Raw genomic sequence first — 22,875 nt, 5'->3', positions numbered from 1 at the left:
ATACGAACTATTTTTTCCTAATTTTGTTTTTGCCCATGAAGGGACCGTAAAAAGGAATAAACCCAACCAGTATTATGAAAAAAATCTATTTTTTCCTTGCCTTGGCACTAGTTGTGCTTACCCAGGGAATGGTATCTGCACAAGGCGTGCTTTCTTTTGAAAAAGAAACCCATGACTTTGGCACAGTGGCTGAAGGCCCGGTTATCACCTATGAGTTCAAAGTGAAAAATACGGGGAACCAACCGGTAGTGATTTCCAATGTGCAGGCTTCTTGCGGCTGCACCACTCCAGAGTGGTCTAAAGACCCCATTCTTCCTGGTAAAACGGCCGTGGTGAAAGCAGGTTACAATACTTCAGGCCGTCCGGGTGCTTTTAATAAAGCGCTGACAATCACGTCAAACGCCACCCCTGAGACCCAGATGTTATTTATAAAGGGCACAGTGACCGCCAAAGAGGCCGCCGCCCCTGCCCCAAGTGCCCAGGAAGTGGCCAACTCTGCTAAACTGGAGCTTACCACTACCGCCTTTGATTTTGGCAAAGTTGAAAAAGGCCAGAAAGTAACCGCCAAATTCAATATTAAAAATACCGGAAAGCAGGACCTGACAGTAAACGGGCTGCAGTCTAGCTGCAACTGCGTAGTGCACAAATTGACTCCGGCTGTTGTAAAACCAGGACAATCTGCCAAGTTGGAACTTATTTACAACCCACAGGTGTTACAGAACAGAGTAGAGACCGTGACATTAGCCTCTAATGATATCACCGGTTCTGCAGCCACTATCACCCTCAAGGCAAATGTGGTTGAAAATCTCGCAAAACAAAGTTCTGTTAAGGTTAATAAGGCGTCAGTGCCTTTCAAATAGTTTTTTCATAGTTTTATTTTGTACTAATGGCAGTGGCGCAGCTACTGCCTTTTTTTATGCCCAATCACTGCTGCCATTGCCGGCCCGTTTCCAAATGCTAAACAATTCCTGACGAACCTTACCATCACCAAATTAAAAAACGAACGGTTGTTGCAAATTTGGCAGTGGGTTCATGTATATTTGCGCACTTTTTCACCACTCTATATAAAAAGTAACACCATGATTATTGGTCTGCCCAAAGAGATAAAGAACAATGAAAACCGCGTGGCCCTCACCCCTGGTGGCGTGGCGGAGTTTGTAAAAAACGGCCACACCGTATATGTACAGGCTACAGCCGGTGAAGGAAGCGGTTTTTCTGATGCTGAATACTCGGCTGCCGGTGCCACTATCCTTCCCACTATTGAGGAGGTGTACGGCATTGCCGAAATGATTGTAAAGGTAAAAGAACCAATTGAGCAGGAATATGCGCTGATCAAAGAGGGCCAACTGCTGTTCACCTACTTCCACTTTGCCTCTTATGAGCCGTTGACCCGTGCCATGATTGAGCGCAAAGCTACCTGCCTTGCCTATGAGACAGTGGAGTTGAAAGACCGCTCTCTGCCTTTGCTGATTCCCATGAGTGAGGTGGCGGGCCGCATGGCACCCCAGGAAGGGGCTAAATACCTGGAGAAGCCTTTAAAAGGCCGCGGTATTCTGCTGGGTGGCGTACCCGGTGTAAAGCCAGCCAATGTATTGGTGTTGGGTGGTGGTATTGTAGGTACGCAGGCGGCTAAAATTGCTGCCGGGTTCGGGGCCAATGTCACCATCATGGACATCAGCTTGAAGCGTCTGAGAGAATTAGATGACATCATGCCAGCCAACGTAACCACCGTCATGTCAAACCACTACAATATCAAAGAGGCTATCAAAACCTCTGATTTGATCATTGGAGCCGTGTTGATCCCAGGTGCCAAAGCACCTCACCTTATTACCCGTGACATGCTGAAAGACATGCGTCCGGGTACGGTATTGGTTGACGTGGCCGTAGACCAGGGAGGATGTATTGAAACCTGTAAGCCTACCACCCACGAAAACCCTACTTTTATCATTGATGATGTAGTGCATTACTGCGTGGCCAACATGCCGGGGGCGGTGCCATACACCTCTACCCTTGCCTTAACCAACGCTACCCTGCCTTACGCCCTGTTGCTGGCTAACAAAGGCTGGAAGCAAGCTTGCCAGGAGCGTGATGAGCTGAAACTTGGCTTGAATGTGGTAGATGGAAAAGTAGTGTATCCTGGCGTTGCCCAGGCGTTTAATTTACCTTTGACTGATGTAGCTGAAGTTCTTGCCTAAGAGCTTGTTTTCATCTTCTTTAAAAGCCTTCTGATTTCTCAGAAGGCTTTTTTATTTATGCTGCTGGCAAGTGTTGTCTGTTTTTCCCCTGACAGGCTGGTTGAGGCAGTGCCTTTGCTGTTGTAATAGGATAGTCCTTTATTTCCTTGGCTGTGGCGTTAATACAGTGCCTCATAGGGTACATTGTTCCAGTGCTGCTGTTGTTGCTGTTGTTGCTGCAATGCGTAGTCCGCTGTTCCCTAGGCTGGGCTGGTTGCTGCAGTGCTTCACTGGCGGTATTGTTTCATCTTTTCCAGTAAGCGCTCACAGCCGCGGGGCCCCGTCCTGGCGACTCGCACTGCTGTTAAAACTACGCCTTTGGCGTTGCCTTCGGCACCGTATTAACAGAGGCGCCCACCCCCAGGACTGGTTTGGGTTCAATTACTGATCAGCTTCACTTCTTTTGTCTGCCTCTGCAGGTAACTACTGCTGATCCGCTAGCCTGTGCCGAGCCCGTGCTGCGCACATCAGCCAAGGGCAGAAGTGATGAAAGCAGGAGTACCAGTAGCAGAAGTGAGGACCATTAGCGTAAGTGAGTGGCTATAAAAAAATGAATGGCAGAAGCAGAAGTGCACAGCAACAGCAGAAGCTAAACACAAGGCACTGGTTCAAGTCTGGGACCTGGCCCCAGAATGGCGGCAGCTGGCACCTGTCATGAGGCAGTAGCCTTACCCCCTCTCCTATTCTCTAATGCGCGGAAGGTTCTTCGGTGGCTTGCGGCCCCTTTACAACCTGAACCGGTTCCTTACTGTTTGCATGATAAGCAGGAATACTATTGGGCTGATTGAAGAGCATGGTAAAAACCTAAAAAGTTCTGCTACAGAATAGGCCAAAACCCTAAGAGCAGAAGAAGGAAGCTATTTGATAAATTTCTGTTTTCGGCCTGTTTTCTGAAAAACAGGCCGAAAACAGAAAAAGTAACCACGCAGGGAGACTACCGTACCCCGTCCTTCTTTAACTGGTCAAAGGGAGGTAATTCGGCCAGGGGCTCTAAGGAAACCCCGTCTTCGGCTACCCGCCAGCAGTAGTGATGGTGCCCGTTGCTGAGCAGCAGGTAAGGCGCTTTGATGGTCTGGTTATACACCGCCGCCTGCTGCAGCGTCTGGGTGGAGATAGGCACGGTGGGGGCTTTACACTCCACCAGAAGTAAAACTTTCCCGTCTCCGCCGTATACACAGATATCTGTACGCTTCTGAAGTCTGTTGTAGCGGGTGCCGCGCTCCACGCTCATGAGAGGCTTTGGGTACTGCAGATAGGCATGCAGGAAATGGAGCAGATGTTGCCTTACCCATTCTTCAGGAGTCAGGACCAGCCACTTGCGGCGTACCGCATCATAGATAAAGGTTTTACCGTCAGATTCCTTAAGTTTGTAAGAAAACGCTGGCAAAGAAAGCTGCTCCATACGGCAAAGGTAAGAAGTTGAATCCCTAAAAAGCCGTTTCCGGGCCGTTTTTCCTAAAACAGAACAAAAATAGACTATGAAGACAAAAAAAGAGATTGTGGAGAACTGGCTGCCGCGGTACACCGGCAGGCCATTGAATGAGTTTGGCGAATACATTCTGCTCACCAACTTCCTCAATTACGTGGTAATGTTCGCAGACCAGTTTGGGGTGGAGATCAAAGGCTCAGACAAGCCCATGCAAACGGCCACGGCCGAAAACATCACCATCATCAACTTCGGGATGGGGAGCGCCATGGCGGCCACCGTCATGGATTTACTCTCTGCCGTTAAGCCAAAGGCTGCGCTGTTCCTGGGCAAGTGTGGTGGCCTGAAAAAATCAAAATTGGGGGATCTGATCCTTCCCATTGCTGCCATCAGGGGCGAAGGAACCTCAGACGACTACCTTCCGCCTGAAATACCCGCGTTACCTTCCTTCAGGTTGCAGCGTGCAGTTTCATCAATGATAAAAAAGCATGAGATGGACTACTGGACGGGTACCGTGTACACCACCAACCGGCGGGTGTGGGAGCATGACGAAGATTTCAAAGACTACCTCCGCTCCATCAGGGCCCTGGGGGTAGACATGGAAACGGCTACTATCTTTGTGGTGGGCTTTATGAATGACATTCCGCACGGTGCGCTGTTACTGGTCTCTGACAACCCCATGACGCCAGACGGGGTAAAAACCGCCGACAGCGATTTGCGCGTCACGGCTGATTACGTGACCAAGCACCTGCAAATTGGCATTGATTCCCTTCTGGAACTCCGCGACTCCGGAGAATCTGTGAAGCACCTGCGCTATGACTAAACCTTTGTATAAATTTGGCGCGTCAGCTTGTTTGGGGCTGGCGCTCCTCTCCTCCTGCTCCCAGCGGGAGAAAGCAGATCTTTTGGTGTACAACGCCAACGTCTACACGGTGAACTCCCAGTTTGGCAAAGCGCAAGCCTTTGCGGTGAAAGACGGCAAGATTATGGAAGTGGGAACATCTGAGGCCCTAAGGGAAAAGTACAGCGCGCAGGAAGAGGTAGACGCCAACGGAAAACCGGTGTACCCGGGCCTGATAGATGCGCACGCCCATTTCTACGGCTATGCCGTGAACCAACGGGAAGCAGACCTGGTGGGAACCAAATCATTTGCAGAAGTAGTGCAGCGGCTGCAGGCCCACCGCAAGGAGCACCCCGGGGCGGCATGGCTTTCAGGGCGCGGCTGGGACCAGAACGATTGGTCTACTAAGCAATTCCCCACTAAAGACACCTTAGACAGGCTTTTCCCAGACGTACCAGTTATTATTGAGCGTGTAGACGGTCATGCTTCCCTGGCCAATCAGAAGGCATTAGACCTGGCAGGGATCACCACCGGTAACACCCAGGTGCAAGGCGGAAAGGTAGAAGTAATCAATGGTAAACTGACCGGGATCCTGATTGACCGCGCCTCTGAACTGGTGTATGCCAAAATGCCGTCGCCCTCGGTTGCTGAACTAACCCAGGCACTCAAAGAGGCTGAACAGGACTTGTTCTCTGTAGGGCTGACCACGGTGGTTGATGCAGGTCTGCCTAAAGAGGCCGTAGACCTCATTGATTCTTTGCAGCAGAAAGGGGAACTGAAGGTGCGGGTGTATGCCATGCTGAGCCCCTCGCTTGAGAACAAGAGCCACTACTTCAAGAATGGCCCTTATACCACAGACAGGTTGAATGTGCGCTCCTTCAAGGTGTATGGAGATGGTGCTTTGGGCTCAAGAGGTGCCTGCCTCCTCCACCCGTACGCAGACCGTCCGCTGGAAACTGGCTTTTTACTGCAAACAGTGCAGGAGTACAAAGACCTGGCCGCCGAACTGTATCAACATAATTTCCAGATGAACACCCATGCCATAGGAGACTCTGCCAACCGCCTGATTCTGCAGATCTATGGCAACCTGCTGCAAGGCAAAAATGACCGCCGCTGGCGGATAGAGCATGCCCAGGTAGTGAACCCGGCAGACGTACCCTTGTTCGGAAAGTTTAGCATTCTCCCTTCGGTGCAACCCACCCACGCCACCTCAGACATGTACTGGGCCGGAGAACGCCTGGGTACCGACCGGGTGAAGCATGCCTATGCCTTCAAAGCGCTGTTGCAGCAGAACAACATGATTCCGCTGGGGTCAGATTTTCCGGTGGAGCACATCAACCCCTTATATGGGTTTCACGCAGCCATAGCACGGCAAGACGCCAAGAATTACCCGGCCGGGGGCTTCCAGATGGAAAACGCCCTCACTCGGGAAGAAGCTTTGAAAGGCACCACTATCTGGGCTGCTTATGCCAACTTTGAAGAAAAGCAGAAAGGTAGTATTGAGGCCGGCAAGGTGGCAGATTTTGTGATCCTGGATCAGGATATCATGACCATTCCACCCCAAGCCATCAGAAACGTGAAGGTACTCAGCACCTATCTCAGCGGCGAGAAGGTGTTTGGGAAACCATAACGTTTCTGGCCTGTTTTTCGTAAAACAGGGCAAAAGTAAACAAAATCGCCCTGGCTAAATTCTTTAGCCAGGGCGATTTTGTTTATCACCAACCAACATTAAATCAACACCTTACTACCTGCCACCTCCATTTAAACTTCACGCGGCTGCAAGCAATCATTACCCTCTTAAAAGCAGACGAAGGAGATGCTGTGTATTTCTGTTTTAGGGCTGTTTTTTGAAAAACAGCCCGAAAACAGCGAGTGTATTTCCTTCGCCTGATCAAAAATTTCTCTTCTCATTTGCTAGGCAGCCAGCTCTTCAGTAGCCGCCAACTTCTTTGATTTTATAGTGAGCAGCACCAGCAGCCCAATAACAAAGAACACCAGCAGGGTCAGGATACTGTTGCGCATAGATCCAAAGATCTGCTGCGTTAGCCCAAAGGCCAGGCTCCCCAGCGCCAGCCCCACCTTATCACAGATGTCATAGAAACTGAAGAAGGAAGCATGGTCTTTGGTAACCGGCAGCAATTTGCTGTAGGTAGATCTGGAAAGAGATTGCACCCCTCCCATCACCGCACCCACCACAAAGGCCAGCATGTAGTATTGCGTACCCGTGGTGACAAAATACGCCCCTATGGTAATCCCCACCCACACCACCACTGCCACCGCCAAAGCTTTGGTGTTGCCTATCCGGCCAGACAGCCAGGCAAAGAAATAAGCCCCTCCAATGGCCACTGCCTGAATAATCAAGAGAACGGTGATCAATGACTCATCTGGCAGGCTTAGTTCCTTAGAGCCGAAGAGAGAGGCCACATACATGACGGTTTGAACCCCCATGTTGTAAAAGAAAAAGGCAATGAGGAACTTCTTAAGCAAAGGCAGGGACTTCAACTGCCTGAAAACCTTACCCAGCTCCTTGAAACCGTTGAACAGGTACCCCCCTTTCGCCTTCTGGTGGTAAGGGTTTTCAGGAAGATGGGCAAACGAATACTGCGAAAACCCGAACCACCAGAGGCCTGTCATTAGAAAGGAGATTCTGGCGGGAAGGCCCTTGTCCTCAATACCAACCAAATCAGGGAACAGCACCAACGCCAGGGAAAGGATCAGGAGAATCATACTCCCAATGTAGCCCAATGAAAACCCCCTGGCACTGAGCTTATCAAATTGGTCTTCGGTGGCAATTTCAGGAAGGTACGCGTTATAAAACACAATACTCCCGCTGTACCCTATGGCCGCTATCATGAAAAGAAGGACAGACAGGGAGAAGGTTTGCTCCGTAAAAAAGAAAAGCCCCATGCAGGCCAGGGACCCCATGTAGCAGAAGAAACGCATGAAGTTCTTTTTGTTACCGCCGTAATCAGCAATGGCAGTAAGCAAAGGGCTGAGAAATGCTATGATCAGAAAGGCGCCCGTCAGGGCGTAACTGTACAACACAGAAGCCGACACTTCCCACGCAAAGAATCTGGTCAAATCCCCCTCTGGCCGCTTGGTCAGGGCCACATAGTAAATTGGGAAAATGGCAGTGGTGATAACCAGCGAGTACACTGAGTTAGCCCAATCATAAAAGCACCAGGCGCGGGTGACAATAGGGTCATTTTTGGGAAAGGCGTGTTCCATAAGGCAAGAGCCGCATTAATAGTGTTATTATTTGACTAGTTAAGCAAAAAAGCGAAATATACGGGCATTACTGTCTGATTTTAAGGCAAGGCAATAGGATGAACCCTAGGTTCTTTTATCTTTGCATAACACTTTAACTCTCTGTGCCTATGGGTACAACCCTACCTATCTCTGATCAGGAACTGCATCTCCTGCTCAAAGCCAACGAAGCCAAGTTTATGGAAACGCTGTTCAAGCAGTACTACGGATTGCTTTGCCGTACAGCTGTGCGTTTTACCAAAGACACAGAGGCCGCCGAGGATCTTGTGCAGGAAGTTTTTTGCAAAATCTGGCAAAACCGGGAGGTGATTGAAGTGAGCACTTCTTACAAAGCCTACCTTGTACGCTCTGTCACCAATCAGGCGCTGAACTATATTGAAAAGCAAAAAAGGTTGGTTCTCACTGAAGACACCACCTCTTTTGAATCTTCCTTCTCTGCCAATACCACTATGGAAATCATGGAAGGCACTGAGATGGAGACCAGGGTGCAGAAAGCTCTGCAGGCTCTTCCACCACAGTGCCGGTTAATCTTTGAGATGAGCCGGTTTGAGGAGCTGACGTATAAAGAAATTGCTGAAAGCCTTGATCTTTCCCCTAAAACGGTAGAGAATCAAATGGGGAAAGCTCTCAGAATCTTGAGAGAAAAACTCTTGTTAATTCTCATAACATTCTTTATTCTACTGTAGTTACACAGCTGCACTGCAAGTAAAACATTAGTTTAATAAATTCTTTAAGTAAAGATAGGGGTAACGCCCGCTTTACCTGTCTTATAGGCAACATGACACAGACAACACTCGTGCAACAAGAAAATCCTGAGTGGGTTTTGATAGCCAAAGCCCTGAAAGGAGAATTGACAGAGCAAGAGCAAGTGGAGTTTTCTTCCTGGTTAAAGGAAGATGAAACCCATATGGAATTATGGGCGGAAGCCTCTGAAATTTGGGATCAAACGGGAACGGATCAACACCTACACTTTCACCCTGACGCAGATCTTGCCTGGGAGAAAGTTTGTGCCCAGGCAAACCTTCCCCACAACCAGCCTTCAGAGATGGAGGCTCCTGAAAAGGATGCACTCCTAGTCGCCCTCTTCCCATGGAACCAGGTATACAAATTTGCGGCTGCTTTGGTACTGGCTGCCGGTCTTGCCTGGATTGGTTACCTCCAGTTCAACAGCTCCCCTGAGTGGGAGCAGGTGGCCACCGTTTCAGGAGAAAGAAAACAGATCTATTTACCTGATAGCAGCCAGGTGACCCTCAACGGAAACTCCACCCTCAAATACCAAACTGATTTTAAAGGCAGGGAGAGGCGGGTAGAGCTGACCGGAGAAGCCTTCTTTGATGTGAAAAAGAACCCTGAAAAACCTTTTATCATTCGCAGCGGCGAGGCGCAGACCAAGGTGCTGGGCACCTCCTTTAATGTGAGAGCCCTTTCTTCTGAACAAAAGGTTACCGTAGCCGTGGAAACCGGCAGGGTCTCCCTCTCCTCACCCAAAATTGGCAAAGAAGTTTTCTTAACACCGGGTTTCACCGGAACGTTAACGGCTAACGGAAACATTACAAAAGTTGAAACCGCAGCCAATGCTCCTGCCTGGCGTACGTTGGCGTTCAATGGTGCAACTATTGATGAGGTGGCGCTGCAATTAGAATGCTACTTTAACGTTTCAATAAAGGTAATAGGGAAAAAATCTGCTGTTTGCACCTTTACAGGCACCTTTGAAACACCCCGCTTACCTGAAATTCTGCAGGTTCTTGCCGCCTCTAATGAGTTAGAGATTACAAAGCAGACATCTTCCCAGTACACCATCTTACGCAACAGCTGTCAATAGTCTCGCTTTAGCAGAGGCCCAGTTCTATGATTTTTACGCGCTTTTTCTCCTCAATTGCTTTTCTTGCAGTATTCCTGCTTCTGAGTGCCTGTGATATTCTGGGAGACGGGCCTTGTCTGGAGGGAAAAGGGGATGTAAAAGCAGTAACCCGTGATGTTTCTGCCTTTACAGGCATAGATATGCGTCTTCCGGGAAATGTACACGTGGTGGAAGGCCCGGTTCATTCCCTTACAGTTGAGACCTTCCATAATTTGCTTCCAGAAATTATTACTGAAGTTGTCAACAATACCCTTGTCATCAGGTCAGATGCGTGCCTTGAGTATTTTAGTAATGAGGCCACCTTTTATGTCTCAATGCCAGAAATTGAGAATGTGGAGCTCAAAAGCTCTGGTGAGGTTCGCATAGTGACGGTCCCCTCCAAGAATAAACTTAGATTAAACTTGTCAGGTTCTGGTACCATCTACTATACCGGGAGCACCAACAGCCTCAATTTGCTTCACTCAGGCTCTGGCGACATTGTCTTAGTGGGGAACGTGGGATATATAGAAACCCTGCTAAGTGGTTCTGGGAGAATACAAGGGTATTCTATGATGACAGATACTGCCAAGACTGTAATAGCAGGATCTGGTTATCAGCAGGTGTGGGTTTCACAGGTATTAGATGTATCTATCACCGGCAGCGGGAACCTCTACTATAGGGGCCTTCCTCCTTCCATAGTAATTTACACCTCTGGTTCAGGCAAGCTCATCAATCAAAATTAGGAAGTCAAAATGCACAGTGCCTACCGTGTTGGGCAGGCACTGTGCATTTTGACTTCCTACTCTGCTTTGAATGTAAAATGAGCTCTTTAGAAAATAGACCTCTAAAGCCTAGTCAAGTAGGATACAGCATAGGAATCAAATTTTGCTTTAAGCCAAGCTTTCAAAGCGTTTTTGACTTATTTTTTTGAAAACAGGTCAAAAACGGTAAAGGCGTTCCATCTATCTGAAATATTCATTTAATTCATATCTGCTGTAGGTTGAACAGGTTCTGAGGGAGCGGTACTTTTTATATTAGGTTTGACTCACCGGCGCCACTCCCGCAACAGGCTAGAATAATTATATTTCGCATTAATATTTTGTTAATAGCAGTATAAATCTGGAATTTAGCATTTAGAATTAAATCGCAAGAAAAGTACCACGTCCCAACTAAATGGCTTTGCCCAAGTCTCTAAATGTTCTTCTTTGTGTCTTGTTCCTCCTATTTTTGGGCGTACAAGTGCAGGCACAGAATACATTAGAGAAGAATTATTCATTTAATTACAAAGCGCAACCTCTTAAAAATGTACTGCAGGATTTGGAGGAAAGATATTCCATTAACTTTTCCTACAGCACCACCCAGTTACCCCTTGCCACCCCCATTACATGTAAAGCCACGTCTCTTCCATTAGAAAAAGCAATAAAGGCGTTATGTGCGTGCGCTGGCTTATCTTATGTTATGATAGGAGATCAGGTTGTACTTAAAGCTGAAACTGTTTCTGCCGGCACACCGCTTGCCAAACCATTTTCGCAGACATTCAGAGGCTATGTATTAGATGGGGCCTTGAATACTCCTCTGGTTGGAGCCACAGTGGTGGTTACCTCAGCAGACCCTGCCAGAGCGGTACAGACTGGGGCAGACGGCTCTTTTGACTTCAAACAACTGCCCATAGGCCGACACTCCATCAAGGTTTCCTATTTAGGCTATGAAGAGAAGGAGATGGGCAATATTCTACTAGTTTCCGGCAAGGAAACGGTAACCACTATCTTACTCCAGGAGAGTTTTGTACAAGAAGCCGAAGTATTGATTGTGGGCGAACGGGATAAATCCTTGCCCCAAAACCCGCTCATCTCCTCATCAGTGCACACCTTACGGACTGAAGAAATCAACAGGTTTGCCGGCTCACGGCAAGACCCCAGCAGAATGGCTGCCAATTATGCGGGCGTGGTCAGCGCCTCTGATCAACGAAACGATCTAATTGTAAGGGGCAATTCCCCTTTAGGGGTTCTGTGGAGACTGGAAGGTGTTGAAATCCCTAACCCTAATCACTTTACCTTCACCCCAAACAGCGGCGGGGCATTCAGCCTGCTCAACAACAACCTGTTGGCTAATACCGACTTTTTAACCGGGGCTTTTCCGGCCGAATACGGAAACAGAATCGGGGCCGTGATGGATGTCAAAATGCGGACCGGCAATAGTAAGAAGTTAGAGAATACCCTTCAGTTAGGACTAAATGGGCTAGAGGTGGTCACAGAAGGTCCGCTGGTAAAAAAGTGGGGTGGTTCGTTTCTTGGAAGCATGCGGCTTTTCACGTTTAGACCCTTAGAAAAAATAGGGCTGGACATTGGCTACCAAGGAGTGCCTCAATACCAGGATGGGGCTTTTAAAGTTGAATTGCCCACTCCCAAAGCAGGTCAATTCTCAATTTGGGGCATTGGAGGCACCAGCAATATCACTGTGTTTGACGTTGACACAGATACTACCACGTGGGGGAAGGTCAGATACAGGGTAGAACCTACCCTTAAAAACAGAATGTATGCTTTTGGCTTAAGCCATACCTACTCAATTACTAAAAAAACCGTTTCTCAGTTTATTGTATCCACCTCCGGAAGTCAGGTAGAGGCAACCAGTAAGGCTACTTTTAGAAACCAAACAAAAAAACTCTCTTACTACCTGAGGAATTATGAACAGCAGTTTGTTACCCGCTTAAATGTTACTCATAAATTTAATAACAGATTACTGTTTAAAAGCGGAGTTACCTGGCAGCAGTACTACTATAATAATCAGGAGATTATTTACCAGGACCTACGTGATGTATATGAAATACCTTTAGATGCGAACGGAGGGGCAGACTTGTTTCAGTACTACCTGCTGAGTAAATACTCCGTCACTCCCAGGCTTGAAATTCAGGCGGGCCTGTACAGCCAGCGTTTTTCAATAGGAAACAGAGTAGCTGTTGAGCCCCGTTTTTCCGCTGAATATTATCTGACAGATGCCCAACGCATTTATCTCTCAGCCGGGTTACACAGCCAGACACAGCCCCTGGTTTATTATGAATACAGGTTTTTCTCCCCTGAAAAGGCAGAATTTAGCCAGCCTTACAATAAGCTTGATTTTACCCGGAGCAGGCAGCTAGTGGCCGGTTATAATTACAATATCAGCTCAAATTGGCGAGTTAAAGCTGAAGCCTATTATCAACAGCATTACCGCGTGCCTGTAAGTGAACGCGAGGGAGATGAAGCTTTTTCCATGCTCAACTTGGGCACTGACTATAGCTTTGTCACGGTAGACAGTGTAGTAAGCAAAGGAACCGGCCAAAATTATGGCGTGGAACTCACCGCCGAACGCTTTTTAAAGAATGGGTTCTACGCTCTCGCCAATTTGTCTCTCATGCAGTCTTGGTTTACCGGTGCAGACCAGGTGAAAAGACCCACCGCATTCAGTGTGGGTTACGTCTCTAATATTCTCTTTGGCAAAGAGATGGCATTAGACAATGACCAAAGGCACCTGCTTTCACTAGATGTCAGGCTCAACTACTCAGGCGGTAGAAGATTTATACCCATTGATGAAGAGCGAACACGTAATGAACCAACAGATAAGATCCATTATGATGTTGCCAATGCTTTCATTCCTCAACTGAAAAGTTACTTTAGAGCCGACCTCCGGTTTTCTTATCAATTAAATACCCGCAAAACCACCCATTGGATATTTGCTGCAGCAGATAACTTTCTTAATACCAGAAATGAATTGTATTACAGCTGGGATCTAGAGGAAAACAAAGCCAAGATTTATTACCAATTAGGTATCTATCCCTACTTAGGCTATAGAATTCAATTTTAGTTTACAAATTCCAGATCATTTGAGGCAAAAGATCAGAATAATTTATCCCTCTCCTTTCTATAATAGCATTATGAAATAACGAAGATGTATTTTATTATTTAAGTTGATTAATAAGTTAATCTAGCGAAAGAAACCTGAATGTTTTAAAGAAAGAGCCTATTTACTTAAACTGCTTAGGGTGCCTAAAGAAACCCAAATAGGATAACTCAAATACCTTGACAGTTTATTAAATTTACAAGGAACAAAAAACAATATTTATTAAGATTTTCAGAAAATCAGGCCAAAAACAAAAAAGTAATTTCTCCATTTCGCGTTTAGGAGGCAGCTTCTCCACCGAGGTTTTTATCTCTGTTTTCGGGCTGTTTTTCTTAAAATAGCCCGAAAACAGAGAGATCGATAACAGATAATTAAAATGGTAAAAGTCCCCCCTTTTCCGAGCAGTTTCAAAAACTCTCAATAGTTCAGAAAATATTTAATCCAGATAGTTAATAAATAACTATGCCAATCTGACGTAAGATAGCTTACGTCTTATGCTTTTCAACAGCAAGGCTTCAAAATAGAATTCTATGCCTTAGCTCTAGCTTTGGAAAGGCCGTGTAACATCTTTAGAATCAATTCCCAAAGGTGTTCATATGGTATTATCTCCGTTTCAGCATAGGCATCACCAGGAGTGGGGATACGCTGCAGTTTTTGATACAGGTAATAACTTTTCTTGGAAGTCTCCCAGGGGTCAAAATCTGTTCTCACCATCACTCCTAATAACCGGAAGAAAGTGCGACTCCTGTCACTGAAACTATCTTTAAAGTGATTATGGGCATATTTTTTTAAAGCCTCCATCCGGTACTCAAGAGTTTCTATTTCATGTTTCTCCAAATAATACATCACCTGGAGAATGAGAATGGCAACATTAAACCCTTCTTTATCTTTACTATAGCTAGGTGCATTCTGTACAAGTTCCTGTAGTTTAAACGGCTTTTTCTTTAATGGATCAACAAAGTGGACATATGCTTCAAACAAATACCACCTTTCCTGAGCCATTTTATTGATTTTATTGAAGAAAGGATTGCTTAGAATTTTTTCCAGCAGATAATGAGCTTCTGTATAACGTTTAGAGTGAAGCGCCAGTAGCAGATAATTTTCCATAAAGGCAAACCAGTTGTTACTAGAAGGGTTAAAAGCTTCTTCGTATGATTTGGCTAATTGCAAACCTTTTTCTAATTTCTTTGCCCTTAAGTGCGCATATACTTGTATATATTTATTAAACCGATGATCAAAGCGTTGTGGATGTATTTTTTCAGTTTTTAACAGATCCTCAGAATTGTCACTAAGTTCTACAATGCTCTGGAAATTTCCTTTCAGTTCCTGGGCCCAAATAGATAGCCTATAATAATTGTCAAACGTATCATAAGTTTGTGCATTGATCCAAAGGGAATGCATTTCCTCCAAAATGACATCAATTCTATCTAGATACTTCTTTCGGGCAGCCACAGAAGAATTTAATTCTAAAGTAGATTCCAAAATTAATTTTTCAGATTCCTGATCCGCCAACATACAAGCACTGATTTTCTTTAACTGTGATGATGCTTTAGCAAATTCTTTCTTTTTACCTAAGTTAACATAGATATGTAACAAGGATCTAAGTGCCAGGTAAGCCACATCATTAAAACTATATTCTTCTGAGGTGCCTAATACTTGTTTTAGCAACGGAAGAGCAACTTCATAAGCACCTGAGTTGACTAAAATCCTAGCTTGATATAATTTTGCAAAACACTCCTGTTCTACCGCGTGAGACGCTTTAAAACTTTGGCCCTGAAATTCAAGGAAGAAAAGCTGGTTTAAAAGCTTTTTTCTGAGCCTGGACTTAACCATTTTCAATCCACTGGCCGAAGGTGAATCAGGATATAAATACTTCAATGCCTCACTTTCAGAGGATACAAGACCCTTTATCAATGCGTCAAAGAGGAGCCATTCTTTGGTAGGTTTTTGCCGTTTAAAATCAACCAAAGAATCTTCGGCAATACCTCTTTTATGAATGATTTGGGCTAACTTCTTTAATTCTTCCATTATAACATTTCATGACCCTTCTCAGTATCTAACTGTTGCACAGAAACAAATTGTGTTTGTACCTTGTGCCGCTAAAGCTATGAATCTTTTTTTCTAGCGTTTTGTTACCTACAAAGTAAATTTTGCGAATATTTAATCTAATAACAAACAAATTAAGGGTTTTTTTAGGCTTTTTCCTTCATTTTATTATATTATTTAAATATATAATACTAGTTACATATTAGAGCATAGTTTCCTTTTCTCTGGCTCCTCTACCCACCATCTTTGTACTATACAAAAACATAAAACGCCATGATAGAATTAATACTTGCTCTGCTCCTTCAGCTTTCCACCCTTGATTCTGGAAACAATTCTAACACTACAGCTACAAGCCAATCAACAAGCAGTGCCTCTGCTACTACTCTAAGTTCCACCAGCACCACTACTTCTTCTACTACTAGTGGCTCTTCTAATGATGATGGCACTACAAATTATGGCGGTGTTGGTAACTGGGATACAAAAGACTAATTAAAAAAGAAATGGTACCCCCACCATTTCTTTTTATTCTTCACATACGGTAGCAACCTAAGGGTTATTCAGTCAAGTTTAGTAATATTGGGAGGGTCTTCACCAGAACCGCCCCCTTATGAGAAAACTTGCCTTTTATACCTCGTGGTTGCTTTTGTATTTTGTAACCTCCTGCGGAAACTCTACTAACAACAACCCAGCCGTAAGAATAAGATTGGCACAGGACCCTGAGTCGCTGCATCCCATTAACTACGCAAATGCCTATTCGTTGCAACTCTTAAACCTTTTATATCAGAGTCTGCTAACGGTTAATCTAAAAGATCATTCTGCCCAACCTCTATTAGTTGAGGCTCTTCCTACCGTAGAGGTTCAAGACTCTCTCTCCTACTTCAGATTTAAAATCAGACCTGAAGCTAAATGGGATAACGGCAATCCTGTCACGGGCCTTGATGTGGCGTTTTCTCTGAAAGTGCTACAGAGCCCTGCGTTAGAAAATGACAGGTGGCGGGCACAATATCATTTTATAAAAGATATAAAAGTAGATCAGAAGGACCCTCATTCCTTCACCATCATCTGCTCTGGGTATGCTCCCGAGATGCGAATAATGGTGGGGGATTTTTTTGTTCTTCCTCAATATAGGTTTGATCCTCAAAATATTCTCACCTCCTTTTCATTGCCGTTCATAAGAGACCGTTTTGATTCTCTGGCGCGCACAACCACTTTTAAATCTTTTTCTAACGCCTTACAAAACCCTACCTTGAGCCGGAATACAGCCGAGGTAAAAGGAAGCGGGCCTTATAAACTCATAAGCTGGTCAAGCGGGCAACACGTATTACTCCAAAGGAAAAATAATTGGTGGGGCGATCAGGTGAACCCTATTCCCACTCCCCTTATAGCCAGACCTGACCAGCTACTATTTCAAATTATTCCTGATGACGCCGCTGCAACCTTGGCTTTGAAAGCTGGCCAGATAGACTTAATGGACAATATCCCTCTTGTTGCTTACCAGGAAATGAAACGGGACAGAGACACGAAAGAGAAAATACAGTTTTTCTCGCCTGCTACCTATGACCTGGTTTTTTTAGGAATGAACGGGGCCTCTCCTGTTCTTGAAGACAAAAAAACAAGAAGGGCCATTGCCCACCTCTTTGACATACCTCAAATAATAAAAACTCTTCAAGGGGGGTATGCAACGGCTACAATAGGAGTTGTACACCCCACTGTGAACGCTTTCTACCATCATCAGTTACAACCAATACCCTATAATACCTCTAAAGCGGTACAGCTTCTAAAAGCTGCAGGCTGGAAAAAAAAGCCTTCTGGATGGACAAAGCATAAAGGTGGGCGTGAAATAAAACTTGCGCTGGAATTAATACACCGGGCAGGGAATTCTGACTTTGAGAATATGGGACTACTGCTGCAACAAGCCGCTCGGTCTATTGGCGTACCTATTTCCATTGGCACTTTAGAAAGCAGCCAAATTAGCGAAAGGTTAAACCAAGGTAATTTTCAGTTGTATTTCAGAACCTTAACCACAAGCCCTTTTTCGTATAACTTACTGCCTCTGCTTCATACCTCCAGCGCAAAAGAGGGGGGCGCGAATGTCACTCATTTCGGGAATAAGGAGACAGACCGTCTATTGGAGAGAATTGCAAAAACAGAAAGCCCCGCTGAACAAGGAGAACTTCTAAAACAACTCCAAGAGCGCATGCAGGAAGAAAGCAATTTTGTCTTCCTCTATTTCCTGCAGAATAAAATTGCCATCTCAAAAAGAATAGACTCAGTGGTAGTGTCCAGTATTAAACCTAACTATGACCTCAGTAAGTTAATCATCAAGAAGGAGTAGCCAATGGTCTGGAGTACGTTTTTCCGGAAATCGCTAAGCTTACCATTTTCTTTATGGGCAATGGCCACCGTCATTTTCTTACTGAGCAGGATAATTCCCAATATCTATACTCCTGCGGGAATGACAGAGGCAGATACGACCATTTATGGCACAACCAATGGAGATGTCAGGGCAAAGGTGATTCAGGAGTACCGGCAAAGAATGGGGCTTGATCTCCCGGTTTTCTATTTCACTATTTCACCTACAGCAGTAGGCACAGTATTAAATCAGTATTCTAAGGAAACGCTAGAGGAGCAACCCTGGCTTTCACAATACATAAAATGGTACAACAAGGAAACGGTTGGTGAATTCTTGAAGTCCTGGAGAGAATGGAACTCAACTGAAAAAACATTTGGAAAGGAAGCGCTGCTACAGGCGAGAGCAGCTTTGTTAGGACATTCAGAAAGTCAAAGTTCAGAAAGTAAGAAGTTTTATGGATTGCGTTTTGAGCATGTTTTAGCAAAAACAGGCCATAAACAGCCTTCTCCTTCATTACGTAACTTAAAAAATTCCTGGACCAAAATGGTTGCCAGTAAGGCAGCTTTCAGTGGATTAATTCCTGTCTTCCATTGGCATGGAGCCAATTCCCAATACCACCGCTGGCTCACAGGGCTTTTGATCGGAAACCTGGGTACATCTGTCAAGGATTTCAGACCAGTGCAGGAGAAACTGACGGAGGCACTGAAAACGACCATCCCCATTAGCTTTTTTGGTTTATTTCTGGCAGGGTTTCTATCCTATGCCACCGGAGTACTGCTTACACTCTATGCGGAGAGCTTTGGCAGCAAGTTCCTCAAAGCAGCCCTGTATCTGTTAGATTCCATTCCTGCCTTTCTTCTGACCTTGGTTCTTTTTGCCGCTTTTGTTCTAGCAGGAGGCACTCTTTCTTCCCCAGTGATGGCCGCTTCTGAATCTCTGTGGGCATCTTTTTTTACTAACAGCACCTTATTGTTGGCGGGTGTCAGTATAGCACTTATTCTGATACCGCATCTCTCTATCCAAATCTACCAAAGCTTTTCCCAGGAGATGTCAAAGCCCTACCTCTTAACTGCCAAAGCAAAAGGTGTAAATAAGTTTAAAATGATCAATCGCCACGCCTGGCCCAATGCCTTGATGCCTGTTATAACCTTTCTGAGTGAAGTTGTCATTGGCCTTTTGGCAGGTGTTCTTATTGTAGAAATCACTTTTTCGTTGCCTGGAATTGGAAGCCTATTGACGCACTCAGTTTTGAATAGAGATTATCCGGTTTTAATAGGTGTGACCCTTTTTCTTCTAGCGTTTAGAACAGTGGTTGTGTGGCTAACCGATGTGGCGCATAGTTGGGCTGACCCAAGAGTAAGGTAAAAATGGATCTAAAAGCCTACTTACTTCCCTTTAAGAAAGGGAGCTATATCCCCCAGATTATATGGGCTCTGTGGTGGCAATTCGCGTTTTTTATAATTGCATGCCTCGCTTATTTCTTTGATCAGGACAGTGTCACCTCTAACCTACAGGAGACTTATTTACCACCTTTTGTTTCTAATGCCCATGTATTGGGCACAGATCATTTAGGCAGGGATGTCCTTTCCAGCCTTTTACTTAGCTGTAAGACAGCCTGGTGGCTGACCTTTCCGCCTCTTCTGTTGGCGAACATACTAGGGGTATCGTTAGGGGCAGCCGCCGCCACACTAGGCAATCACCATCTCAAATGTACAATTGCCTCGCTGGTAAGGTGGTTTTTATTTTCCTTTCTGGTCTGGTACAGCTGGGAGCTGCAACGGCAGCAATTGCTATCACCCTTACTGTCTGCAGAATTCTCTAATTACAGTTTTCTACTGTCCCTGTTAGTGTCTTGGGTCCTGTCTTATGTACTTTACAAAATCCTTTTGCTGCTTCCTTTGTTCCGAAAGAAGAGTACCATTCCCGTTGACTCATGCTTTCAGAAGATCTCTGACCTGTGGTCAACCTTGCCTAAGCTTCTGCTTATTGTATTACTCTCTGTTTTTGCCGCCCCTTCTTTGGCTTCAATGGTAGTTTGGATTAGCCTTTCGTATTGGGTCTATCCGGGTAGACTCACCAGAACGGCCTTACTTTCTCTCCGGCAGGAACCTTATATAGAAGCGGCCATAGCCTTAGGCACCCCACCATTACCACTTTTTAGAAGGCACCTGTGGCCAACTTTGAAAGGGTCATTGCTCGTCAATTTTTGTTTTACGGCCTCCGGTCTTCTAGGGGTTGGCGCCACTCTTTCCTTTCTTGGCATTGGCCTGCCTTCGGCTGTTCCCTCATGGGGAAAAATGCTCTCAGTGGCCCGTTTATCACTGGAGGCGTGGTGGCTTTTTGCATTTCCGGCTGTATTCCTGCTCCTCAGTGTCTTGTCTTTACAAGTGATTGGCAGCAGACTTTCTTTCAAAAGAAGGGACTAATTTTGTTACAAATTCCACTTTGTTAGTCTACATTTTAAATTTACCATATCCTAAAGGTTCATTATTCGACCAATTAAAGCCTTTTAAAGCCCTTCAAGATCAATTCCACCTTATTTTCTCCTTGTTACGTTAAGTCACAAAGTTTCCTATTTTTTCATCACCATCTGCCTTAATATTGTATCAACAATAAAGACAAAGAAGATGAAGGTACAGCAACAAAGCCTGCCCACTAGTTTGGGCAGTCAGTACCAGCCAGCCATGAGTTATAATATAATAAGCCATCCTGGCGGACAAACTACCTTTTGCACGCCACAACAGGTAGAAGATTCATCATTGGCTTGGTCAACTACCTATGTAGACTTTATGCCATCTGAATTTGTTGGCGGATTTAAGACAGAGAGCTTTTTCATAAGCACCTATGATTTTGAATCCCTTACCGGTCACCCCGGAATTAGATATTGATATTTGGTTGTCTTCCGTAGCCCCCCATGCGGAAGTTAGTTTACTTGTTTTAGTTTTTTGTTGTTTGTCTGTCTGCCTGCCGACTTGTCACCGGCAGGCATTTTTTTTGATAGCTCCCGCTTCTTTTAAGTGTCTCAAGCAAATGGGGCTCTGATGAAATCAGCTTCTGCGAGGACCTGTTCAAACCTCTTCCTTGCTGGTTCCTGACAAAAACATAATTCCATACTTTGCTAAGCTAAAAGGAAGCTTCAATCATAGAAAAGAAGAGGGGCTACCAGGTAGATTCAACAACTACAGCGCCTACCTACTTCACATGTAATTCACTTCTTCCAAAAACTAAAACTCATGGTACATGTGTCTGACAATGCCCAATTGTGCGATAGCGGGAATACCCTCTGATTCTATTTTTTGGAATTAATTATTGCCCGCTTTATAACCTTCAAGCTGCTGCTGGAACGCTGTTTTGGAGCTGTTTTCCTGAAAACAGGCCAAAAACAGAACTAGTGGTTTGATAGGTAAATTTGAAATCAGGTAGTGGCACCAGATAGTATTACTGGCGAAGAAGGGATCTATGCTCAATGACTCCTGAGCTCACGTGTGGTAACCGTATTAGGGCTAGAGAGACAGAACTTAAGAAGGTATTATATCATCTCTGGCGCAAGCCTCTCCTTTACCTATGGGTGTGGTGACTTTCTGTTTTCGGACTGTTTTTCAAAAAGTAGCCCAGAAACAGAATTACAGGCAAAGCCTTCGCTGGCTATCTTTTGATAAAGCTGAACATGAGACTCTATATAGCATCAAAAAAACTAAAGGCAAAAAAAGAAGTCCCTCCAGTTTAAAACTGAAGGGACTTCTTTTTAAATGGAGCGGAGAGGGAGGGATTCGAACCCTCGATACCGTTACCAGTATACACACTTTCCAGGCGTGCTCGTTCGACCACTCTGACACCTCTCCGTGGTCACCCGTTTGGGAATGCGAAATAACGCAAAATAGATTTCTTTTACAAATAATAAAGCAGAATTGCGGCTACTTTCTCGCTTTCATTTCTCCCCGCAGGTTCTGCTGCAGTAATTGAGCTGTTTTCTCTACACTTACATTTTGAGCCAGTACAAACATGAGCTTCGTGAGGGCAGCCTCTGTGCTGATATCGGCGCCGCCAATCACACCCATATCTTTCAGGTACTTGCTGGTTTCATATTCTCCTTGCCTCACCTCCCCTTCCTCACACTGGGAAACATTTAAAATAGTGATGCCACGGTGCACAGCGTCTTTCAGCAAATCTAAAAACCAGGGGTAGGTAGGGGCATTTCCGGCACCAAACGTCTCCAATACAAGTCCTTTCAAGCCCTCAGAATTAAGGATAGCCTTCACAATGGCGGGAGTGATTCCTGGGAAAAGCTTCAAAACACCCACTCTGCTCTCTAAATCACCGTAAACGCGCAAGGGTTCTGCCGGGGGCGGCAGAATCATAGAGGGATTGAACTCTATATCAATGCCCGCCTGGGCCAACGGCGGATATTTACCGGAGTGGAAAGCATTGAAATGACGGCTTTCCACCTTAGTAGACCGGTTGCCACGCAATAAAACTGTGTTGAAGAAAATACAGACCTCTGGCACCAAAGGCCTCCCCATGCGCTGGGCTGAGGCAATCTCTAAGGCCGTTATCAAGTTACGGCGCGCATCAGTCCGCATTCTGCCAATAGGCACCTGGGCACCGGTGAAGATGACCGGTTTCCCCAGGTTCTCCAACAGAAAGCTAAGGGCAGAGGCACTGTAAGCCATGGTGTCAGTGCCGTGCAGAATAACGAACCCGTCATACTCATGGTAGTTCACCTGGATAAGCTGCGCCAGTTTCACCCAGTGCTCCACCCCCACATTAGAGGAGTCAATGGGTGGGTCAAGGCTTAACACGGTCAGCATTACTTTGAACTGCCGCATCTCAGGCACCCGGTGTATTACTTCACTGAAATCAAACGGCACCAGCGATTCATCCTGCTTGTCAGAAACCATCCCGATGGTCCCTCCGGTATAGATGAGCAAGATAGAGGCCTCTGGGTGGCGGGGGGCGGCCGTGTTTATGTCAACCTTTAAAAACTTCATTGTC

16 protein-coding genes and 1 tRNA gene are annotated in these 22,875 nt (G+C 45.5%); 12 read left to right on the top strand and 5 right to left on the bottom strand.

Annotated features, from left to right (window positions below; genetic code table 11):
• The first annotated feature begins 74 nt into the window (after positions 1 to 74).
• Positions 75 to 860, top strand: coding sequence for a DUF1573 domain-containing protein (locus FHS90_RS12555; RefSeq protein WP_066831919.1), 786 nt, complete (start codon positions 75 to 77; stop codon positions 858 to 860).
• A 219-nt stretch (positions 861 to 1,079) separates the two neighbouring features.
• Positions 1,080 to 2,195 carry an alanine dehydrogenase gene (gene ald, locus FHS90_RS12550; RefSeq protein ID WP_182513298.1) on the top strand — a complete coding sequence of 372 codons (1,116 nt, stop codon included), beginning with the start codon at positions 1,080 to 1,082 and terminating at the stop codon, positions 2,193 to 2,195.
• 973 nt (positions 2,196 to 3,168) lie between these two features.
• On the opposite strand, the gene FHS90_RS12545 is transcribed toward ald, so the two are convergent.
• Positions 3,169 to 3,636: a type I restriction enzyme HsdR N-terminal domain-containing protein gene (locus FHS90_RS12545; RefSeq protein WP_182513297.1), complete on the bottom strand. Its 468-nt coding sequence runs from the start codon at positions 3,634 to 3,636 to the stop codon at positions 3,169 to 3,171.
• Between the two features lie 76 nt (positions 3,637 to 3,712).
• Here FHS90_RS12545 and FHS90_RS12540 point away from each other — a divergent pair, with 76 nt between their 5' ends.
• A complete protein-coding gene (locus tag FHS90_RS12540) occupies positions 3,713 to 4,483 on the top strand; it encodes an AMP nucleosidase (protein WP_066831912.1) in 771 nt (256 codons plus the stop codon).
• On the top strand, positions 4,476 to 6,131 hold the full coding sequence (locus tag FHS90_RS12535; RefSeq protein WP_182513296.1) for an amidohydrolase: 1,656 nt from the start codon (positions 4,476 to 4,478) through the stop codon (positions 6,129 to 6,131). Before FHS90_RS12540 ends, FHS90_RS12535 begins: the two co-directional genes overlap by 8 nt.
• A 284-nt stretch (positions 6,132 to 6,415) precedes the next feature.
• Here the strand turns inward: FHS90_RS12535 and FHS90_RS12530 are convergent, their stop codons facing one another.
• Entirely contained in the window at positions 6,416 to 7,729 is a 1,314-nt protein-coding gene (locus FHS90_RS12530) for an MFS transporter (RefSeq protein WP_066831906.1), read from the bottom strand.
• A 149-nt stretch (positions 7,730 to 7,878) separates the two neighbouring features.
• Here FHS90_RS12530 and FHS90_RS12525 point away from each other — a divergent pair, with 149 nt between their 5' ends.
• From FHS90_RS12525 to FHS90_RS12510, 4 genes are all read left to right on the top strand, one after another.
• On the top strand, positions 7,879 to 8,454 hold the full coding sequence (locus FHS90_RS12525; RefSeq protein ID WP_182513295.1) for an RNA polymerase sigma-70 factor: 576 nt from the start codon (positions 7,879 to 7,881) through the stop codon (positions 8,452 to 8,454).
• 92 nt (positions 8,455 to 8,546) lie between these two features.
• Positions 8,547 to 9,590, top strand: a complete 1,044-nt coding sequence (locus FHS90_RS12520) for a FecR family protein (RefSeq protein ID WP_182513294.1) — start codon at positions 8,547 to 8,549, stop codon at positions 9,588 to 9,590.
• Positions 9,591 to 9,616: 26 nt separating this feature from the next.
• Entirely contained in the window at positions 9,617 to 10,351 is a 735-nt protein-coding gene (locus FHS90_RS12515) for a head GIN domain-containing protein (RefSeq protein WP_066831900.1), read from the top strand.
• 430 nt (positions 10,352 to 10,781) lie between these two features.
• A complete protein-coding gene (locus FHS90_RS12510) occupies positions 10,782 to 13,448 on the top strand; it encodes a TonB-dependent receptor (RefSeq protein WP_182513293.1) in 2,667 nt (888 codons plus the stop codon).
• 564 nt (positions 13,449 to 14,012) lie between these two features.
• Here FHS90_RS12510 and FHS90_RS12505 read toward each other — a convergent pair.
• The gene (locus FHS90_RS12505) at positions 14,013 to 15,512 is read right to left on the bottom strand and encodes a hypothetical protein (protein WP_066832020.1); all 1,500 of its coding nucleotides are present in this window, start codon (positions 15,510 to 15,512) and stop codon (positions 14,013 to 14,015) included.
• A gap of 291 nt (positions 15,513 to 15,803) precedes the next feature.
• Between FHS90_RS12505 and FHS90_RS12500 the strand changes: the two genes are divergently transcribed.
• The 4 genes from FHS90_RS12500 (at position 15,804) to FHS90_RS12485 (ending at position 20,309) form a co-directional block, all read left to right on the top strand.
• Positions 15,804 to 16,019: a hypothetical protein gene (locus FHS90_RS12500; protein ID WP_182513292.1), complete on the top strand. Its 216-nt coding sequence runs from the start codon at positions 15,804 to 15,806 to the stop codon at positions 16,017 to 16,019.
• Positions 16,020 to 16,137: 118 nt separating this feature from the next.
• On the top strand, positions 16,138 to 17,865 hold the full coding sequence (locus FHS90_RS12495; protein WP_182513291.1) for an ABC transporter substrate-binding protein: 1,728 nt from the start codon (positions 16,138 to 16,140) through the stop codon (positions 17,863 to 17,865).
• Positions 17,866 to 17,925: 60 nt separating this feature from the next.
• The gene (locus FHS90_RS12490; RefSeq protein WP_182513290.1) at positions 17,926 to 19,248 is read left to right on the top strand and encodes an ABC transporter permease; all 1,323 of its coding nucleotides are present in this window, start codon (positions 17,926 to 17,928) and stop codon (positions 19,246 to 19,248) included.
• 2 nt (positions 19,249 to 19,250) lie between these two features.
• Positions 19,251 to 20,309, top strand: a complete 1,059-nt coding sequence (locus FHS90_RS12485) for an ABC transporter permease (protein ID WP_182513289.1) — start codon at positions 19,251 to 19,253, stop codon at positions 20,307 to 20,309.
• 1,329 nt (positions 20,310 to 21,638) lie between these two features.
• On the opposite strand, the gene FHS90_RS12480 is transcribed toward FHS90_RS12485, so the two are convergent.
• A tRNA-Ser gene (locus FHS90_RS12480) sits at positions 21,639 to 21,725 on the bottom strand.
• Between the two features lie 72 nt (positions 21,726 to 21,797).
• Positions 21,798 to 22,871 carry an asparaginase gene (locus FHS90_RS12475; RefSeq protein ID WP_066832025.1) on the bottom strand — a complete coding sequence of 358 codons (1,074 nt, stop codon included), beginning with the start codon at positions 22,869 to 22,871 and terminating at the stop codon, positions 21,798 to 21,800.
• Positions 22,872 to 22,875: the final 4 nt, after the last annotated feature.

This window comes from Rufibacter ruber, assembly GCF_014138425.1.
GTDB lineage: Bacteria > Bacteroidota > Bacteroidia > Cytophagales > Hymenobacteraceae > Nibribacter > Nibribacter ruber_C.
This window is presented reverse-complemented; position numbering and strand designations above follow the sequence as displayed.

Excerpts from the sequence above, each read along its gene's own strand:
- ald (WP_182513298.1), top strand. The coding sequence starts at position 1,080 with ATGATTATTGGTCTGCCCAAAGAGATAAAGAACAATGAAAACCGCGTG.
- FHS90_RS12505 (WP_066832020.1), bottom strand. The coding sequence starts at position 15,512 with ATGGAAGAATTAAAGAAGTTAGCCCAAATCATTCATAAAAGAGGTATT.
- FHS90_RS12535 (WP_182513296.1), top strand. The coding sequence starts at position 4,476 with ATGACTAAACCTTTGTATAAATTTGGCGCGTCAGCTTGTTTGGGGCTG.
- FHS90_RS12515 (WP_066831900.1), top strand. The coding sequence starts at position 9,617 with ATGATTTTTACGCGCTTTTTCTCCTCAATTGCTTTTCTTGCAGTATTC.
- FHS90_RS12490 (WP_182513290.1), top strand. The coding sequence starts at position 17,926 with ATGGCCACCGTCATTTTCTTACTGAGCAGGATAATTCCCAATATCTAT.
- FHS90_RS12545 (WP_182513297.1), bottom strand. The coding sequence starts at position 3,636 with ATGGAGCAGCTTTCTTTGCCAGCGTTTTCTTACAAACTTAAGGAATCT.
- FHS90_RS12475 (WP_066832025.1), bottom strand. The coding sequence starts at position 22,871 with ATGAAGTTTTTAAAGGTTGACATAAACACGGCCGCCCCCCGCCACCCA.
- FHS90_RS12510 (WP_182513293.1), top strand. The coding sequence starts at position 10,782 with ATGGCTTTGCCCAAGTCTCTAAATGTTCTTCTTTGTGTCTTGTTCCTC.
- FHS90_RS12530 (WP_066831906.1), bottom strand. The coding sequence starts at position 7,729 with ATGGAACACGCCTTTCCCAAAAATGACCCTATTGTCACCCGCGCCTGG.
- FHS90_RS12540 (WP_066831912.1), top strand. The coding sequence starts at position 3,713 with ATGAAGACAAAAAAAGAGATTGTGGAGAACTGGCTGCCGCGGTACACC.
- FHS90_RS12520 (WP_182513294.1), top strand. The coding sequence starts at position 8,547 with ATGACACAGACAACACTCGTGCAACAAGAAAATCCTGAGTGGGTTTTG.
- FHS90_RS12485 (WP_182513289.1), top strand. The coding sequence starts at position 19,251 with ATGGATCTAAAAGCCTACTTACTTCCCTTTAAGAAAGGGAGCTATATC.
- FHS90_RS12495 (WP_182513291.1), top strand. The coding sequence starts at position 16,138 with ATGAGAAAACTTGCCTTTTATACCTCGTGGTTGCTTTTGTATTTTGTA.
- FHS90_RS12555 (WP_066831919.1), top strand. The coding sequence starts at position 75 with ATGAAAAAAATCTATTTTTTCCTTGCCTTGGCACTAGTTGTGCTTACC.
- FHS90_RS12525 (WP_182513295.1), top strand. The coding sequence starts at position 7,879 with ATGGGTACAACCCTACCTATCTCTGATCAGGAACTGCATCTCCTGCTC.
- FHS90_RS12500 (WP_182513292.1), top strand. The coding sequence starts at position 15,804 with ATGATAGAATTAATACTTGCTCTGCTCCTTCAGCTTTCCACCCTTGAT.